Source organism: Streptomyces sp. NPDC056296 (assembly GCF_042268605.1).
Lineage (GTDB): Bacteria > Actinomycetota > Actinomycetes > Streptomycetales > Streptomycetaceae > Streptomyces.
Genome location: NZ_JBHJRX010000019.1, coordinates 16,088 through 33,422 on the forward strand (window position 1 = coordinate 16,088; position 17,335 = coordinate 33,422).

Genomic DNA, 17,335 nt, shown 5'->3' on the forward strand with positions numbered 1-17,335 from the left:
GTCAGAAGACGAGTTCGCCGGTGGCGCCCAGGCGCAGCGGCGCCACCGCCGCCTCGTCGGCGACGACCACACCCGTGAAACCCTCGGGCCGGAAGAACCGGCGAGCCGCCTCGACGACCGCGTCGTACGGCACGCCCGCCAGCAGCGGCCCCCAGTGGTGCAGCCAGTCGGAACCGACGCCGACGTGCAGCAGGTTCGCCAGGCCGGACGCCAGCGCGCCCGGCGACGACATCGCGGTCGCCGTGGAGCCCGCCGCGTAACTCCGGGCGGCGTCGACCTCCCGTGCCGACGGCGGCTCGGCCGCCATGTGCTCCAGCTCCGCCTTGATCACCGCGAGGGCCGGCACCGTGTGCTCGGCGGCGGTGTCGGCCTCGACCATCAGCGTGGAGGCGCCCGGCACCGACTCCACGCCCGACCCGAGCTGGTAGGCGTACCCCTTCTCCTCCCGCAGGCGCGTGACCAGCCGGGAGGCGAAGGACCCGCCGAAGACCAACTGCGCCAGATGCAGGGCCGGGTAACCCGGGTCCGTGCGGGGCAGCGCGGGGGCGGCCAGCCGGATCACGCTCTGGACGGCGCCCGGTCGCTCCACCCCGCGCAGCGGCCCGCCGGGAAACCACGACGGCGTCTCGGGCACCTCGCCCGTCGGCCCGGCCTCCCACGACCCGAACGCGTCCGCGACCGCGGCGACGGCTTCCTCCGGCCGCACGTCTCCGACCAGCACGAGCACCGCGCCCCGCGCGCCCAGGTGCCGCGCGTGTGACTCGGCCAGGTCGTCCGGTGTGCAGGCGGCGGCCTGTTCGGGCGCCGGCTGCCGACGGGCGGCGGCCTCCTCGCCGTACCGCCGCCGGAGCAGCGCGTGCTGTGCGAGGGCCGCCGGCTGGTGGGCGGCCAGGCGTACCCGGCGGGCCAGTGCCTCGCGTTCGGGGAGGACGACGTCCTGGGTCAACCTCGGTTCGCGGACGGTCTCGGCCAGCAGGGCGAGTACGGCGGGCAGGGCCTCCGCCATGGCGTGCCCCGCGACCGTGAGCCTGTGTGCGTCGGCGGCGGCGTTCAGGGACGCGCCGTGCGCCGCGAGTGCCGCGTCGTAGCCGTCCGCGTCCCGGTGCGCGGTGCCTCGCAGCAGGACGGCGGCCAGCAGTTGGCACCGCGTCACCTCATCGGGTTCCGTCGCGGCGTACGGGACGGTGAGCCTGATCTCGACGAGGGGAACAACGGGAGCCGAACAGACCACCACCCGCAGCCCGTTGCCGAGGACGATGTCGGCGTCGGGCAGCGGCAGTCGCGCGTCCGGGGCGTGACGAAGGGGACTGTCCAGACTGGTCACCGCGCCCTCCGTCATGCCGCCGCCTTCTCCCGCGCGGCACGCGCGGTGCCCTGCGGTGCGGCCCCCGCAGGCACGAAGCGCACCACCGCCCGGTGCGAGGAGGCGAGCCGGGCGGCGGCGCGGCTCACCTGTTCGCCGCTCACCCCGGTCCGTACCAGCTCCGGCAGCGCCGACGTCAACTCGGCCTCGCCGAACAGCGCTTCGCGCAGGCCGAGCAACTGGGCCCGGGTGCCCGGGTCACCGAGCTCGCGCAGCGCCCCGGCGGCCCAGCGGGCGGTCGTGGCACGAAGCAGGCCGGCCTCTACCTCGTCCTCGGCCAGCGCCTCCAGCGTGCCGTCCAGCGCGGCCAGGACGTCCTCCGCGCCGTGCTCGTTCTCGTGCACCGCGAACAGGGTCAGCAGATCGGGCCCCGTCGTGTCCAGCGGCAGCCCGAACAGTCCGCAGCCCACCGAGAGGCTCGACACCTCCGCCGCGGCGGCCGGCCCGCGACGCAGCAGGGCCTGCCTGCCCTGCCCGAGCAGTGCGGCCAGGACCAGGTGGGAGAGATAGTCGGCGCGCTCGGTCACCGGGTCCGGCAGCCGGTAGCCCACCGCCACGGCGGGCGGACCGGCGTGCGGGTCGGTGACCGTCAGCCGCCGCTCCCGGTCCGGCAACGGCTCGTGCGTGTCGGGCGCGGCCACCGGCGGACGCGCCGGCAGCGCCTCGAAGTGCCCGCGTACGAGACGCTCCGCCGTCCCCGGGTCGAACGCTCCGGTCAGTGTCAGCACGGCATTGCCGGGACCGTAGTGGTCGGCGAAGAACCGCTCGCACAGCGGGACGTCGAAGGCCGCCAGGTCGGCGGTTTCGCCGTACCCGTCCCTGATGTTCTCCGCGCGGGAGTGCAGGACGCGCGGCAGTACCCAGGGGAATGCGCCGTACGGACGATTGCGGACCATGAGGCGTATCTCCTCGTCGATCACCGCGGTCTGTGTGCGCAGGGTCGGCGCGGAAATACGAGGTGAGCGCATTCGGTCCGCTTCGAGCGCGAGCAGCATTTCGAGTGCGGAGGCCGGGGCGGCGGCGTAGTAGACCGTCACGTCCTGGCGGGTCCTGGCGTCACCGAAGCCGCCGGCGCGCTGTACCCGGGGCAGGTATCCCTCGGGTGCGGCACCGTAACCGCCTTGGAACACGAGGTGCTCGAAGAGGTGCGCGAGGCCCGTACGCCCCTCGGGTTCGGTCCGGAAACCGACGCCGTAGTGCACCGCGACGCCGACCGAGGCGCCCACGGGATTCGGTGCCAGCAGTACCCGCAATCCATTGTCCAATACCAGGCGGCGCAGCTGAGTTCGGATCATCCGGGCGAGCATAGGCCGGGTCAAGTGCCCACTCAACGCGAGACGTTGACCGATTGCGGCCAGTGTCCGCATGCGGCCAACTCCATTGCCATCGCGGCACCGGCCGGGAAATGGTTCAGCCACGGCCGGAGAACGCGATTGCGTAAATCGCCGATCCGGCCGCCATTCGATTCCGCTCACACCCAACGGGAGTCATCATGAACACCCAGTCCCTCATCAGCGGCTACTCCACCTACGCCGCCGCCGACGAGATCGTTCCGGCGGTCGAGGCCCCGGGCGCCACCATCACCATCACCACCTCGTCGCAGGCCTGCATCTCCGCCGCGTCCGCCGTCTCGGCGGTGTCGGTCGACAACACCTTCGACCACTCCTGCTGAACCGCGTGACCCGTTGAGAACAGGGCGGGTGCCCACCGCCGCAATCGGTGGGCACCCGCCCTGTCGCACGATAGCCGGTCGCCGGTTTCCGGCGGTCGGATCACTCGTCCGCACCGGCCTCGGCGTCCTCGACGCCGGTGTCCGACAACCCCAGGATGATGGAGGGCAGCGCCGATGACGTCAGCATCAGCGTGGTCAGCAGCCCGGGCATCCGCTCGATCATCCCGGGCTCGTTCTGGAAGACGACCATGAGCAGGACGACGGCCATGCCCGAGGCGATCGCGCACTGGTATCCGATGAAGGAGACCCGGTCGCGCAGTCCGCGTTCGCGTTCGTCCAGTCCCGCCACCGGCCGCTCGGCCACACCGCGGGTCATCGAACGCAGTACGCCCCACAGCAGCAGCCAGAGGACGAAGCCCACGAGCCACCACGAGTCGGAGAACGCGTTGCCGTCCGAGACGAGTGACAGCACCACCATGGCGGCGCTCAGCGCGCACAGCGAGAGTGCCACGGGGCGCATGGGGCTGCGGACCGGGCCCGCCGTCACGTCAGAACCTTCCCGGCTCACGAGCGTTCCTCCTTCTTGTACACCTGGGCGGAGAGCGGGACGAAGGGCTGACGACTGAAGATCGCCTCGACCGGAAGTTCGAACACGTCGCTGAAGCGGAACGCCAGATCGAGACTCGGGAAGTAGTCGCCCCGCTCGATGGCGCCGATGGTCTGCGGATGCACTTCCACCAGTTCCGCCAGCGCGACCCTGCTGAGACCGCGCTCGGCGCGCAGCACTCTCAGCTGGTTGTAGATCGGCATTCCCTCGCGATGACTCACTGGGCTCATGTGAGAAATGTAGTAGTAACACAACAGGTCGTCAAGAAACCGCTACAGAAGGGAGGGCCTACCTGTGACCGCTGTGCTCCCGAGCATGCTCGTGCCGAACATGCCCGACACCCCCGACGCCCTGCGGCCCTACGCCGAACTGGTGCGGGACACCGGCGCGCGCCGGTTGTGGACGGGCCAGTCGCTCAAGGTCGAGACCCACCAGGCGTTCGCCCATCTCGCGGGCGCCGGGATACGCGTCCCCGTGGGCACCGGCGTCACCCTGATGCCGCTGCGCCATCCGTACGAGGCCGCCCTCCAGGCCCGCTCCCTGGCCCTGATGACCGGCCGGACGGTGGTGGCCGGATACGGCGTCGGCGCACCGGCGTTCGTACGCAGCCTCAACGGACGCCCCTATGCCAGCCCGCGCACGATGGCCGCCGACTACCTGCGAACGGTCCGCTCCCTGCTCGACGGGGAGATCGTCGACCACGCGGGCGACTACCACGCGCTGCGCGGACGCCTGATCCCCATGGACCACCCCGGGGTGGAGGTCGGCGTGGGCGTGCTGCGCCCCAACATGGCCCGCACCGCGGGCGGCGTCGCGGATGTCGCCATCACCTGGATGACCCCGCCCGGATACGTCGCCGACACCCTGCTGCCCGCCCTGGAGGAAGGGGCCAAGGACAGGGACGCCCGCTGCCGTGTCGCGACCGTCGTCCATGTCGCGGTGGAGCGCGGCGGACGGGACCCGTACGTCCTCGCGCACACGGCCGCCGCCGGGCACCTGGCCGCCGACCACTACACGGACATGCTGCGCCGGGCCGGTGTACCGGCCGATCCCGCCGACCCGAGGGCCGGTGCCGTCTCCCTGGTGGACAGCGGCACCTATGTGTTCGGCTCGGCGGACCACATCGCCGCCCGGCTGGACGAGTACCGGGACGCCGGGGTGGACGAGGTGGTCCTCAACTGCGGCGGGGTGCTCTTCACCGAGGGCCAAGACGCGGCGTTCCGGGACGTCGCGGAGATCATCGAGGCGGTCCGGCGGCGGCACGGTGGCTGAGCCGTCCGCCGCTTCGGAAGCCGAGCCCGTGACCGTGCGCGAGTACGGCACCCGCTATCTGCGGATCACCGTGCGCTACCACGGGGACGCGGGATTCAGCTGGCTGCGCACACCCGGGCCGGCCCACACCCGCGCGCAGCGACTTCCCCCCGTGGCGGTCGGCGCGGCACTGCGGCGCGTCGACGCCGCCGTCGGTGACGCGTCGGAAGACCCGCGCGGTGCCCGGCTCGCCCTGGGGGAGTGGGCCGCCGGCCCGGAGCCGGACCGTGCCGCGCGGCCGGGCGTGCTCTACCGCGTGCCCGGCGCGGTCTCGGTGGCCCGGCTGCTGCCCTCCGGCGACGACACCGCCTTCCGGTTCTCGGTGAGCGCGCTGGCGGACGCGGGCAGGACACTGCGCCGACTGCACCGGGAACCGTGGGAGTTCCCGGAGCGACCGCCGCATCCCGGTATGCGACGGCTCCGTGCCTGGATCCAGGGGGAGGAGGCCGGCCCCGGGGCGGCCCGGTTGCGCGCGCTGGCCCGCACCCGGCTCGGCCCCTCGCTGTGGGCGCGGCTGACGGACTGGTCCGAGGCCGCGAACGAACCGCCCGGCGGGGGAGAGGCGGTCCTGCTGCACGGTGCGCCCAGCACCGGCTGGCTGGTCCCCTCCCCGGCCGGTGGCCACGCCGCCCTGCTCACCGGCGAGGAGGTCACCGGCGGCGACCCGGCCCTCGATCTCGGCTGGATCCTCGGGGAACTGCACGAACTGCGCACCGCCGCCGCACGGGGCCTCGGCGCCGCCGGACAGGGCCCGCCGGTCGACTACCCGGCCGCGGCCCGTGCCCTGCTCTCCGGGTACACCGGCGGTGCCGGTGCGCCCGCCCTCCCGCCCGGCACCGCACGCGCGGCCACCCTCCGGCTGGCCGTCCACATGCGGGACTTCGCCTCGTTCGTCGGCTGGCACGAGGACCTGCGCCGCTACTGCGACCTGCTGGCGGAGACGCTCACCGAGGACGGCGCCCCCGCCCTTCAGTGGGGCGTCGGCCGTTCGTGACGACTGAAGTCAGCCGCTCGTGACGACCGTCGTGGTCACCGTCACCGCGATGATCGCCGTCAGCGCGTCCTCCGCGGCCTTCACCACGTGGCGCACCGCCGCCGCGGCCCACCGGCCGTGCGAGACCGACTCCATGGCCGCCTCGACCCGGCGCGCGTCGGCGTCGGGGAAGGCCAGACGGTGCAGCTTCGCTCCGTGCAGGAGGGCGACCAGGCTCGCCGTACGCTCGTCCGGCGCCGCGCCCGACAGGACGACCGCGTCGAGGCGCTGCCGCACCGCCGCCTCCACCGAGCCGTCGGCCTCCGGATAGCGGCGCACGGGGAAGAGACCGAGCACCTTCTTCTTCTCCTCCCGGACCAGCCCCTTCTCGATCAGGCCCGTGTTCGCCCCGGCCACGGCGTCGGTCTTGAGCCGGTTGATCCAGTCCTTGGTGCTGCCCGGCCGGTCCTTGCCGGCGACGGCTTCGAGCGCGGCGTCCAGGGCGGGCTCGCCCAGCGGCGTGGCGTCGACGACAGTGACCTTGTCGTCCGTCACGTCGATCCGGCCGGCCAGCGCGAGTTCCACCAGCGAGGCCGCCGCGATCGCCGGGGCCACCTTCGCCGACTCCTTGGCGGTGCCGGACTCGTCGTCCAGCGAGATGAGCAGCAGCTGCTCGCCCAGGGTGGTGGGGGTTTCCGTGGGGGCTTCCATGTGTCGGTTCCTCCGGTGTCCGGGTGGGGCCGGGCGTCGGCGGCGAAGATCCTCGCCACCGTTCTCTGGGACGCCCCTACCCGTACTTCCGTTCCCGCACCACCCCTCTTCTCCTCGCCGACGGGGCGCGGCCGTGTCGGTGTGGCCGTGCCGTACCGGATCGGTGAGGATGAAGGGCCCGTCGGCCGACCCGAGGACGCAAGGATGTGCTGGAGCGCGGAGGCCGACCTCGTCGCGGGTGTCGGGGTCGCCGCCGTCGGGGTGGCCTGTGTGACGCGGGCCCGGCGAGGCCGTGACCTTCCGCTGGCCGCGCTGCCCCTGCTGCTCGGAGTGCACCAGATGGTCGAGGCGGTGGTCTGGGCCTCGGACGGAGGGAGCGGCCCGGCCACCCTCGCCTGGACGGTCATGGCCCTCCCGCTGCTGGCGCTCTGGGTCCCGGCGGGCGTGCTGTGCGCCGCGCCCCGGTCCGCGCGGCGCGGGCTGACCGTGCCGCTCGCCGCCGGAGTCGCGACCGCGGCGGTGCTCGCGTACGTACTCGCCACGCGTCCGGTGCGGGCGGAGATCCGCGGCCACACCATCGGCTACGTCGTGGACCTGCCCTACACCCCGCTGCTGATCGCGGGCTACCTCGTCGCCACGGTCGGCTCGCTGCTGCTGTCCGGCGACCGGGGCCTGCGCCTGCTGGGGATCCTGGCCGGCGCGGGCGCGCTGATCTGCTGGGCCCTGTGGCGGCTGGAGTTCGTCTCGACCTGGTGCGCGTTCGCGGCGGTGTGCTCGGTGGTCCTGCTCGGCTGGGTGAACGCACGCAGGGCGCGCTGAGCGGGTCAACGCCCCCGCAGGGCGTCAAGTGCCTGCAGCGCCACGTGGAGTTCGGTGCGCTGTTCGCCGGATTCCAGGTCGCGGCCGATCAATCGTTCGATCGTACGCAGTCGTTGGTAGACGGTCTCCCGGGACACACCGCCGGAGCGGGCGGCGACGGTCTTGTTGCCGGCGGAGTCCAGGTATCCGCGCAGAGTCGTCAGGAGGTCGGTGCCGTGACGGGCGTCGTGGTCGAGGAGCCGGCCCAACTGCCGTTCCGCGTACTCCTGGACCCGGGTGTCGTCGCGGAGTGCGAACAGCAGGCGGCGCAGGCCGATGTCGGAGCGTTCGTGGAAGGAGCGGTCCGGGGGGAGTGGCTGTCCCGGTCCGGTCGCCTCGGCCACCCGGGCCGCCTCGCGGAACGAGCGGGCGACGTCGGCGAGGTCCGCGGCCGGGGAACCGGCGCTCACGGTCGTGCCGGGGGTCGGGCCCAGCGCGGTGCGGCTCAGCCGTTCGACGGCCTGCCGCCAGGGCCGGGACGGCCGCAGCGCCAGCAGGACGCCGAGGCGGGCGGGGCCGAGGAGGCCGACGAGCGCCGGGGTCGCCGTGGCGCTCAGTTCCTCGGCGAGGCGGACCTCGGTCCTGGCGGTGTCCTCTTCCGCCGGGACGTCCACGAGTACGGCGACGAAGCGGGCGTCCTCCGTGGGCAGCCCCAGCGCCGCGACCCGGGCGCACGCGTCCGCGGGGGAGCGGTGGCGCTGCTCGACCAGGTCGCGCAGGGCGTTGCGGTGCGCGGTGCGTTCCCAGGGCGTGGGGTGGGTGAGACGGGCGATGGTGAGGGCCATCGCGGTCCTCTCCAGCACGGTGACGTCCTCGGGCCCGAAGACCGGGGACGCGGCCGAGCCGGACCGGCCGGGGAGCATGGCCACCCGCCCCCAGCCCTCGCCCTGGTACTCCACCGGGGCCACGAGCCAGCCCTCGGGACCGCGCAGACCGGTGTGGTCGGCGGGCGGGACGGCCCGGGAACGCCGTTCCCAGTCGGTGAGCGCGGCCTCCGTCGTACCGCCGGACGGTTCGCAGACCATCGCCCGGTGGACCAGGTTCTCCAGCACGACCGTGTGCCCGCTCATCTCCGCCGCGGCGCGCAGCACGTCCTCGGGACCCGCGCCGCGCAGGGTGAGCGCGGTGAACGCCTCGTGGACGCGCTGGGTCCTGCGCATCGCGTCCGCCTGGCTGCCGAGGATCAGCGTGTGGACGACCTGGGTCACCTCCAGGAAGTTGACGTCCTTGGCGAGGGTGACAAGGGGCAGGCCGCGGGCCCGGCAGGCGTGGACCAGGGCGTCGGGCGGCCGGTGGTAGCGGCGGACGAGTTCGATGACGAGGGCCGCGGCACCGACGTCGGCCAGTTCGTCCACGTAGCGGCGTACACCGGCGGGGTCGTCGGGCAGCGGCATGCCGGTGGTGAGGACGAGTTCGCCGCCCTTGAGGAAGGAGGCCGGGTCCGTCAGCTCGGTGATGTGCACCCAGCGGACCGGGCGGTCGACGTGGTCCAGGCCGGTGACCACCTGCGGATCTCCACCGGCCAGGACGGGCAGCGCCAGCACGTCGGCCACGGTGAGCGGACGGCCTGCCGGTACTGGGGCTCTGCGCTGGTTCTCGCTCACGGTGCCTCCCTGCACCCGCCACTCTGACAAGCCGTGCTGACCTGCGCAAGGGCGCTTATGGGGCGCCCGTGGCGCGGGTGGGGGACGCGGTGGGACCGAATCGGTTGACACATCGTCCGGATACCGCGCCCCGGCCGGACAGATCACGCGTTGTCCGGCCGTGGACCGCGGGCATGCTCGGGGCACCGCAGTACGACCGACGATCAGGCCGGGGAGACGAGCATGACCGCACTGTCGCCGCACCTTCGCCAGGCCACGCCCGTGGTGGCCGTCCGGGGCGAGGGCGTCCACATCCATGGCGAGGACGGCCGCCGCTATCTGGACTTCACCGCCGGCATCGGTGTCACCAGCACCGGGCACTGCCACCCCAGGGTCGTGGCCGCCGCCCAGGAGCAGGTGGGCACACTGATCCACGGTCAGTACACGACCGTCACGCACCCGCCGCTGCGGCAACTCGTCGACAAGCTCGGCGAGGTGCTGCCGGCCGGCCTGGACAGTCTGTTCCTCACCAACTCCGGCAGCGAGGCGGTGGAGGCGGCGCTGCGCCTGGCCCGGCAGGCCACCGGACGGCCCAATGTCCTGGTCTGCCACGGCGGTTTCCACGGCCGGACCGTGGCCGCCGCCTCCATGACCACGTCCGGTACCCGCTTCCGGTCCGGCTTCTCACCGCTGATGAGCGGCGTGGTCGTCACCCCGTTCCCGACGGCCTACCGCTACGGCTGGGACGAGGAGACCGCCACCCGCTTCGCCCTCCGGGAGCTCGACTACACCCTCCAGACGATCTCCTCGCCCGCCGACACCGCCGCCGTCATCGTCGAGCCGGTACTCGGCGAGGGCGGGTACGTCCTCGCGACCCGCGCCTTCATGGAGGGCCTGCGGGAACGCGCGGACCGGCACGGGTTCCTGCTGATCCTGGACGAGGTGCAGACCGGCGTGGGCCGTACCGGCCGGTTCTGGGGTCACGAGCACTTCGGCACCACCCCCGACATCCTCGTCACCGCCAAGGGGCTGGCCAGTGGGTTCCCGCTGTCCGGGATCGCCGCCTCCGAGGAGCTGATGCGCAAGGCGTGGCCGGGCTCGCAGGGCGGCACGTACGGCGCCAACGCGGTGGCGTGCGCGGCGGCCTGCGCCACGCTCGACGTCGTACGCGACGAGAAGCTCGTCGAGAACGCCGAGGCGATGGGGGCGCGGCTGCGCCAGGGGCTGGAGGCGGTGGCGGCCCGGACCCCGGCCATCGGGGACGTACGCGGGCTGGGGCTGATGCTGGGCAGCGAGTTCGTCACCGAGAACGGCGCCCCCGACCCCGAGACCGCCGCCCGGGTCCAGCGGGCCGCCGTCGACGAGGGCCTGCTGTTGCTGCTCTGCGGGGCCTGGAACCAGGTGGTCCGGATGATCCCGGCACTGGTGATCGGCGAGTCGGACGTCGACGAGGGGCTCCGGGCGTGGACGGCCGCCGTCGAGGCGGGCACGTCCGGAGCGGCGGACCGATGAGCACGGCACGAAAGGACCTCATGACCGACACACCGACCCAGCTGTTCATCGGCGGTGCCTGGACGGACGCCGCCGACGGCGCCGTCATGCCCGTGGACGACCCCGCGACCGGCGAGATCCTCTGCCAGGTCGCCGACGCGGGCCCCAAGGACGCCCGGCTCGCTCAGGACGCGGCGCTCCAGGCCCAGGAGGAGTGGGCCCGTACGGCACCGCGGGCGCGCAGCGAGATCCTGCGCCGCGCCTACGAGATCATCCTCGACCGCACGGACGAGCTGGCCCACCTGATGACGTCCGAGATGGGCAAGCCGCTGGCGGAGGCCAGGGGAGAGGTGGCCTACGCGGCCGAGTTCTTCCGTTGGTTCTCCGAGGAGGCCGTCCGTATCGACGGCGGTCACGGCATCCTCCCCGACGGACGCAACCGCATGCTGCTCTCCCGGCGCCCGGTCGGGCCCTGTCTGCTGATCACTCCGTGGAACTTCCCGCTGGCCATGGGCACCCGCAAGATCGGCCCGGCGATCGCGGCCGGCTGCACGATGGTGCTCAAGCCCGCCCCGCAGACCCCGCTCTCCAGCCTGGCCCTCGCCGCGATCCTCAAGGAGGCAGGACTGCCGGACGGTGTGCTGAACGTCGTCACCACCTCTCGGGCGGGGGAGGTGTGCGAACCGCTCCTGCGCGGGGAGCGGAGCGAGGTGGGGGTCCCCCCGGCCGCAGGCTGGGGGAGGATCCGCAAGCTCTCCTTCACCGGCTCCACCCAGGTCGGCCGGCTCCTGCTCGCCCAGTGCGCCGACACGGTCGTACGCGCCTCGATGGAGCTGGGCGGCAACGCGCCGTTCATCGTCCTCGACGACGCCGACCTGGACGTGGCCGTGGACGGCGCGATGATCGCCAAGATGCGCAACATGGGCGAGGCGTGCACGGCCGCGAACCGCTTCTTCGTCCACCGCTCGGTGGCCGAGGAGTTCGCGCGGCGCCTCGCCCGGCGGATGGAGGCGCTGGTCGTGGGCCCCGGCACGCGGGACGGCGTGGACGTCGGCCCGCTCATCGACACCGCCGGGCGCGCCAAGGTCGAGGACCTGGTCTCCGACGCGGTGGAGCGCGGCGCGCGGGTCCTCTGCGGCGGCCGCACGCCCGAGGGCCCAGGCTGCTTCTACCCGCCCACGGTGCTCACCGACGTCAGCCCGGACAGCCGCCTGATGGGTACGGAGATCTTCGGCCCCGTGGCGGCGATCCTCACCTTCGACGACGAGGACGAGGTGGTGCGCCGCGCCAACGACACCCCCTGGGGGCTCGTCGGCTACGTCTTCACCGAGGGCCTCGACCGCGCCCTGCGCGTCAGCGAACGCCTGGAGGTGGGCATGGTCGGCCTCAACACCGGGCTCGTCTCGAACCCGGCCGCGCCCTTCGGCGGCGTCAAGCAGTCCGGGCTCGGCCGGGAGGGCGGCACGGTGGGGATCGAGGAGTTCCTGGAGTACCAGTACGTCGCGATGCCGGCCCGGTGACCACCCAGGCTTTGCATGGCCATGCGTTGTCATGCATACTCTTCCTATGTCCAAGGTCCTCACCTCCCTTCCCACCGGCGAGCGCGTCGGTATCGCCTTCTCGGGCGGCCTCGACACCTCGGTCGCGGTCGCGTGGATGCGTGACAAGGGCGCCGTCCCCTGCACGTACACCGCCGACATCGGCCAGTACGACGAGCCCGACATCGCCTCGGTGCCCGACCGTGCGAAGACCTACGGCGCCGAGATCGCGCGCCTGGTCGACTGCCGGGCGGCGCTGGTCGAGGAGGGCCTGGCCGCGCTCACCTGCGGGGCGTTCCACATCCGCTCCGGCGGGCGTGCCTACTTCAACACCACGCCGCTGGGCCGTGCCGTCACCGGCACGCTCCTCGTCCGGGCGATGCTCGAGGACGACGTCCAGATCTGGGGCGACGGCTCCACGTTCAAGGGCAACGACATCGAGCGGTTCTACCGGTACGGCCTGCTCGCCAATCCGCAGCTCAGGATCTACAAGCCCTGGCTGGACGCGGACTTCGTGACCGAGCTCGGCGGCCGCAAGGAGATGTCGGAGTGGCTCCTCGCCCACGACCTCCCCTACCGGGACTCGACGGAGAAGGCGTACTCCACCGACGCCAACATCTGGGGCGCCACCCACGAGGCCAAGACGCTGGAGCACCTCGACACCGGCGTGGAGACCGTGGAGCCGATCATGGGCGTGCGGTTCTGGGACCCGTCGGTCGAGATCGCCGCCGAGGACGTCACCATCGGCTTCGACCAGGGCCGCCCGGTGACGGTCAACGGCAAGGAGTTCGCCTCCCCGGTCGACCTGGTGATGGAGGCCAACGCCATCGGCGGCCGCCACGGGATGGGCATGTCCGACCAGATCGAGAACCGGATCATCGAGGCCAAGAGTCGCGGCATCTACGAGGCGCCCGGCATGGCCCTGCTGCACGCGGCCTACGAGCGCCTCGTCAACGCGATCCACAACGAGGACACCCTCGCCCAGTACCACACCGAGGGACGGCGCCTGGGCCGGCTGATGTACGAGGGCCGCTGGCTGGACCCCCAGTCGCTGATGATCCGGGAGTCGCTCCAGCGCTGGGTCGGCTCGGCCGTCACCGGCGAGGTCACCCTGCGGCTGCGGCGCGGTGAGGACTACTCGATCCTCGACACCACCGGCCCGGCGTTCAGCTACCACCCGGACAAGCTGTCGATGGAGCGCACCGAGGACTCCGCGTTCGGCCCGGTGGACCGAATCGGCCAGCTCACCATGCGCAACCTCGACATCGCCGACTCGCGCGCCAAGCTGGAGCAGTACGCCGGGCTCGGTCTGATCGGCACCGCCAACCCCGCCATCGGTGCCGCCCAGGCCGCCTCGACCGGGCTGATCGGCGCCATGCCGGAGGGCGGCGCGCAGGCCATCGCCTCCCGCGGCGAGGTCTCCGGCGACGACGAGCTGCTGGACCGCGCCGCCATGGAGTTCGGCACGGACTGACCCGTCCCTCGGGACCCTCTCACCGGCAAGGGCCGGCTCGACGCCTACGGGCGTCGGGCCGGCCCTTCTGTTTCTCGTCCCCGTGCATGACTTGCGTGCGCGATGAGGTTCGAACGGCACCTTCTTGTTCCGGCGGCGGCTACTTCCCAGCTCAACGTGAACGCAAGGGACTTGGAAGCAACGCAAGCTGTTTACGTGCCAAATCCCGTCACAACGAAGACCGTTGACAAACAGGTGACGCGATAGAAACCTGATGACGCACTTTCCGCAAAGAATCGACTGTCCTGCTCAATTGACGCGCATGGTCGGTACTCCCCTCCCCGCCGGCCAGTCGCGCTCCCCGACTCCCCACGGAACAGAGGACCCCCATGAGATGGAGATCCCTCGGCCGACGGTCGCTGACGGGCGCCGTCGTGGCCGGGCTGATGACGGCCGGGCTGCTCCCGCTGCCCTTCGCGGCCGGCGCGCACGCCGCGACGGCCGCCGCCGACGTCAACCTCGCCCTCGGCCGTCCGGCCACCGCGGGCGGCTCGCACGGCGCCTACCCGGCCGGCAACACCACCGACGGCACCCAGGCGTCCTACTGGGAAGGCCCGGCCGGCTCCTTCCCCCAGTGGGTGCAGGTCGACCTCGGCGAGGCCCGCGACGTCGAACGGGTGGTCCTCAAACTGCCCGCCGGCTGGGAGAGCCGCAGCCAGACCCTCTCCCTCCAGGGCAGCACCGACGGCGCCACCTTCCGCGCGCTCGCCGGCTCGGCCGCGCGGGCGTTCAGCCCGGACCGGACCAACACCGTCGCCGTCGACCTCACCTCACCCTCCGACGCCCGCTACGTCCGCGTCCACGTCACCGGCAACACCGGCTGGAACGCCGCACAGCTCTCCGAACTGGAGGTGTACGGCGAGGAAGTGGTCACCGAGCCGCCCCCCACCGGCACCAACCTGGCCCGCAACAAGCCCGTCGAGGCCACCTCGTCGGTGCACTCCTACGTCGCCGCCAACGCCACCGACGACTCCACCTCCACCTACTGGGAAGCGGCCGGCCACCCCGCCGACCTCACCGTGAAGCTCGGCGCCGACGCGGACATCAGCGCCGCGGTCGTCAAGCTCAACCCGGACCCCGTCTGGGCCGCCCGGACCCAGAGCATCCAGGTACTCGGCCGTGAGCAGGGGCAGAGCGACTTCACCTCGCTGCGCGCCCGCGCCGACTACTCCTTCAGTCCGGGCAAGGACAACACGGTGACCATCCCGGTCACCGGCCGCGTCTCCGACGTACGGCTCAGGTTCTTCTCCAACACCGGCGCGCCCGGCGGCCAGGTCGCCGAGTTCCAGGTCGTCGGCACCGCCGCGCCCGCGCCCGACCTGACCGTCACCGGCCTCGACTGGTCACCCACGGACCCCTCCGAGCGTGACAAGGTCACCGTGAACGCCACGGTCCGCAACGCCGGCACCGCGCGTTCGGCCGCGACGACCGCCGAGGTCTCCGTGGAGGGAACGGCAGCCGGCAGCGCCGAGGTGCCCGCCCTCGACCCCGGTGAGTCCGCCGAGGTCGCCGTCTCCACCGGCACCCACGCGACCGGCAGTTACGCGGTCGCCGCGGTGGTGGACCCGCGCGACACGGTCGCCGAACTGGACGACACCAACAACAGCCGCACCGCCACCGACCGGCTCGTCGTCGACCGGGCACCCGGCCCGGACCTGGAGGTGCGCTCCATCACCAGCGACCCGGCCAACCCGGCCGTGGGCGCGAAGGTCTCCTTCACCGTCGCCGTGCACAACCGCGGCACGAGCGCCGTCGAGGCGGGCTCGGTGACCCGGCTCCAGGCCGGCACCACCACCCTGAACGGCACGACCGGCGCAGTGGCGGCCGGTGCCACGGTGAACGTGCCGATCAGCGGCACCTGGACGGCGACCGGAGGTGGCGTCACGCTCTCCGCCACCGCCGACGCGACCGGCCTCGTCACCGAGACCAACGAGAACAACAACGTGCTCGCCAAGTCCCTCGTCGTCGGACGCGGCGCCGCCGTGCCGTACACCGAGTACGAGGCGGAGGACGGCCGTCACAACGGCACCCTGCTCACCACCGACGCCAAGCGCACCTTCGGCCACACCAACTTCGGCACCGAGTCCTCGGGCCGCAAGTCGGTCCGGCTCGACGCCACCGGCGAGTACGTCGAGTTCACCTCCACCACACCCACCAACTCCATCGTGGTGCGCAACTCCATCCCCGACGCCCCCGGCGGCGGCGGAGCGCAGGCCACGATCAGCCTCTACGCCGACGGCGCCTTCGTACAGAAGCTGAACCTGTCGTCCAAGCACAGCTGGCTGTACGGCAACACCGACGACCCCGAGGGCCTCACCAACCGGCCCGGCGGCGACGCGCGGCGGCTGTTCGACGAGTCCCACGCGCTGCTGTCCAGGACCTTCCCGCAGGGCACCGAGTTCCGCCTCCAGCGCGACGCGAGCGACTCGGCCGCCTTCCACGTCATCGACCTGATCGACCTGGAGCAGGTCGCGCCCCCGGCGCCCAAGCCGGCGAACTGCACCTCGATCACCGAGTACGGGGCCGTCCCCGGCGACGGACTCGACGACACCGACGCCATCCAGCGCGCCGTCACCGCCGACCAGGAGGGCCAGATCCCCTGCGTGTGGATCCCGGCCGGGCAGTGGCGCCAGGAGCAGAAGATCCTCACCGACGACCCGCAGAACCGCGGCCAGCACAACCAGGTCGGCATCCGCGACGTCACCATCCGCGGCGCGGGCATGTGGCACTCCCAGCTCTACACCCTGACCCCGCCGCACGAGGCCGGCGGCATCAACCACCCGCACGAGGGCAACTTCGGCTTCGACATCGACGACAACACCCAGATCTCCGACATCGCCATCTTCGGCTCGGGCACCATCCGCGGCGGCGACGGCAACCACGAGGGCGGCGTCGGCCTCAACGGCCGCTTCGGCAAGGACACCAAGATCACCAACGTGTGGATCGAGCACGCCAACGTCGGCGTCTGGGCCGGCCGCGACTACTCGAACATCCCCGAGCTGTGGGGACCCGGTGACGGCCTGGAGTTCACCGGCATGCGTATCCGCAACACCTACGCCGACGGCATCAACTTCGCCAACGGCACCCGCAACTCCACGGTCTACAACTCCTCCTTCCGCAACACCGGCGACGACTCGCTCGCGGTGTGGGCCAGCAAGTACGTGAAGGACACCGCCGTGGACGTCGGCCACGACAACCACTTCCGCAACAACACGATCCAGCTGCCGTGGCGGGCCAACGGCATCGCGGTGTACGGCGGTTACGGCAACACCATCGAGAACAACGTCATCTCCGACACGATGAACTACCCCGGCATCATGCTCGCCACCGACCACGACCCGCTGCCCTTCTCCGGGCAGACCCTCATCGCGGGCAACGCCCTGCACCGGACGGGCGGCGCGTTCTGGAACGAGGACCAGGAGTTCGGCGCCATCACCCTCTTCGCGCAGGGGCAGGACATTCCCGGCGTGACCATCCGGGACACCGAGATCCTCGACTCGACCTATGACGGGATCCAGTTCAAGACGGGAGGCGGTGTGATGCCGGACGTGAAGATCCAGAACGTCCGCATCGACAAGTCCAACAACGGATCGGGCATCCTCGCGATGGGCGGCGCCCGAGGCAGCGCCACCCTGACCGACGTCACGATCACCAACTCGGCCGAGGAGGACGTGACGATCGAACCGGGATCCCAGTTCAAGATCAACCGGTGAGA

General features: G+C 72.2%; 14 protein-coding genes. 8 read left to right on the forward strand and 6 right to left on the reverse strand.

What is annotated here, in order from left to right:
- Position 1 precedes the first annotated feature (1 nt).
- Both ACFCZF_RS16050 and ACFCZF_RS16055 read right to left on the reverse strand, forming a co-directional pair.
- Positions 2–1,324, reverse strand: coding sequence for a M16 family metallopeptidase (locus ACFCZF_RS16050; RefSeq protein ID WP_376672166.1), 1,323 nt, complete (start codon positions 1,322–1,324; stop codon positions 2–4).
- 11 nt (positions 1,325–1,335) lie between these two features.
- Entirely contained in the window at positions 1,336–2,658 is a 1,323-nt protein-coding gene (locus ACFCZF_RS16055) for a M16 family metallopeptidase (protein WP_376672167.1), read from the reverse strand.
- Positions 2,659–2,855: 197 nt separating this feature from the next.
- Here ACFCZF_RS16055 and ACFCZF_RS16060 point away from each other — a divergent pair, with 197 nt between their 5' ends.
- Positions 2,856–3,035 carry a hypothetical protein gene (locus tag ACFCZF_RS16060; RefSeq protein ID WP_375925592.1) on the forward strand — a complete coding sequence of 60 codons (180 nt, stop codon included), beginning with the start codon at positions 2,856–2,858 and terminating at the stop codon, positions 3,033–3,035.
- Between the two features lie 100 nt (positions 3,036–3,135).
- Here the strand turns inward: ACFCZF_RS16060 and ACFCZF_RS16065 are convergent, their stop codons facing one another.
- Together ACFCZF_RS16065 and ACFCZF_RS16070 are read right to left on the reverse strand one after the other, a co-directional pair.
- Complete coding sequence (locus ACFCZF_RS16065) at positions 3,136–3,603, reverse strand: hypothetical protein (protein WP_376672168.1); 468 nt, start codon at positions 3,601–3,603, stop codon at positions 3,136–3,138.
- Positions 3,600–3,872, reverse strand: coding sequence for a helix-turn-helix transcriptional regulator (locus tag ACFCZF_RS16070; protein WP_376672169.1), 273 nt, complete (start codon positions 3,870–3,872; stop codon positions 3,600–3,602). Before ACFCZF_RS16070 ends, ACFCZF_RS16065 begins: the two co-directional genes overlap by 4 nt.
- A gap of 64 nt (positions 3,873–3,936) precedes the next feature.
- On the opposite strand from ACFCZF_RS16070, the gene ACFCZF_RS16075 reads away from it, so the two are divergent.
- Both ACFCZF_RS16075 and ACFCZF_RS16080 read left to right on the forward strand, forming a co-directional pair.
- Entirely contained in the window at positions 3,937–4,914 is a 978-nt protein-coding gene (locus tag ACFCZF_RS16075; protein ID WP_376672170.1) for an LLM class flavin-dependent oxidoreductase, read from the forward strand.
- Positions 4,915–4,942: 28 nt separating this feature from the next.
- A complete protein-coding gene (locus ACFCZF_RS16080; RefSeq protein WP_376672171.1) occupies positions 4,943–5,947 on the forward strand; it encodes a phosphotransferase family protein in 1,005 nt (334 codons plus the stop codon).
- A 9-nt stretch (positions 5,948–5,956) separates the two neighbouring features.
- On the opposite strand, the gene ACFCZF_RS16085 is transcribed toward ACFCZF_RS16080, so the two are convergent.
- Entirely contained in the window at positions 5,957–6,637 is a 681-nt protein-coding gene (locus ACFCZF_RS16085; RefSeq protein ID WP_376672172.1) for a GPP34 family phosphoprotein, read from the reverse strand.
- A gap of 204 nt (positions 6,638–6,841) precedes the next feature.
- Between ACFCZF_RS16085 and ACFCZF_RS16090 the strand changes: the two genes are divergently transcribed.
- A complete protein-coding gene (locus ACFCZF_RS16090) occupies positions 6,842–7,456 on the forward strand; it encodes a DUF6629 family protein (protein WP_376672173.1) in 615 nt (204 codons plus the stop codon).
- A 5-nt stretch (positions 7,457–7,461) separates the two neighbouring features.
- Here ACFCZF_RS16090 and ACFCZF_RS16095 read toward each other — a convergent pair whose 3' ends face one another.
- Positions 7,462–9,099, reverse strand: a complete 1,638-nt coding sequence (locus tag ACFCZF_RS16095; RefSeq protein WP_376672174.1) for a PucR family transcriptional regulator — start codon at positions 9,097–9,099, stop codon at positions 7,462–7,464.
- Between the two features lie 222 nt (positions 9,100–9,321).
- Here ACFCZF_RS16095 and ACFCZF_RS16100 point away from each other — a divergent pair, with 222 nt between their 5' ends.
- The 4 genes from ACFCZF_RS16100 to ACFCZF_RS16115 all read left to right on the forward strand — a co-directional run bounded on the left by ACFCZF_RS16100 (position 9,322) and on the right by ACFCZF_RS16115 (position 17,333).
- Positions 9,322–10,590, forward strand: a complete 1,269-nt coding sequence (locus ACFCZF_RS16100; RefSeq protein ID WP_376672175.1) for an aspartate aminotransferase family protein — start codon at positions 9,322–9,324, stop codon at positions 10,588–10,590.
- Positions 10,591–10,610: 20 nt separating this feature from the next.
- Complete coding sequence (locus ACFCZF_RS16105) at positions 10,611–12,089, forward strand: NAD-dependent succinate-semialdehyde dehydrogenase (RefSeq protein ID WP_376672176.1); 1,479 nt, start codon at positions 10,611–10,613, stop codon at positions 12,087–12,089.
- A gap of 46 nt (positions 12,090–12,135) precedes the next feature.
- Positions 12,136–13,581 (forward strand): argininosuccinate synthase, encoded by a 1,446-nt coding sequence (gene argG, locus ACFCZF_RS16110; RefSeq protein WP_121750549.1) that lies wholly within the window; start codon positions 12,136–12,138, stop codon positions 13,579–13,581.
- Between the two features lie 368 nt (positions 13,582–13,949).
- Positions 13,950–17,333: a CARDB domain-containing protein gene (locus tag ACFCZF_RS16115; protein WP_376672177.1), complete on the forward strand. Its 3,384-nt coding sequence runs from the start codon at positions 13,950–13,952 to the stop codon at positions 17,331–17,333.
- Positions 17,334–17,335 lie beyond the last annotated feature (2 nt).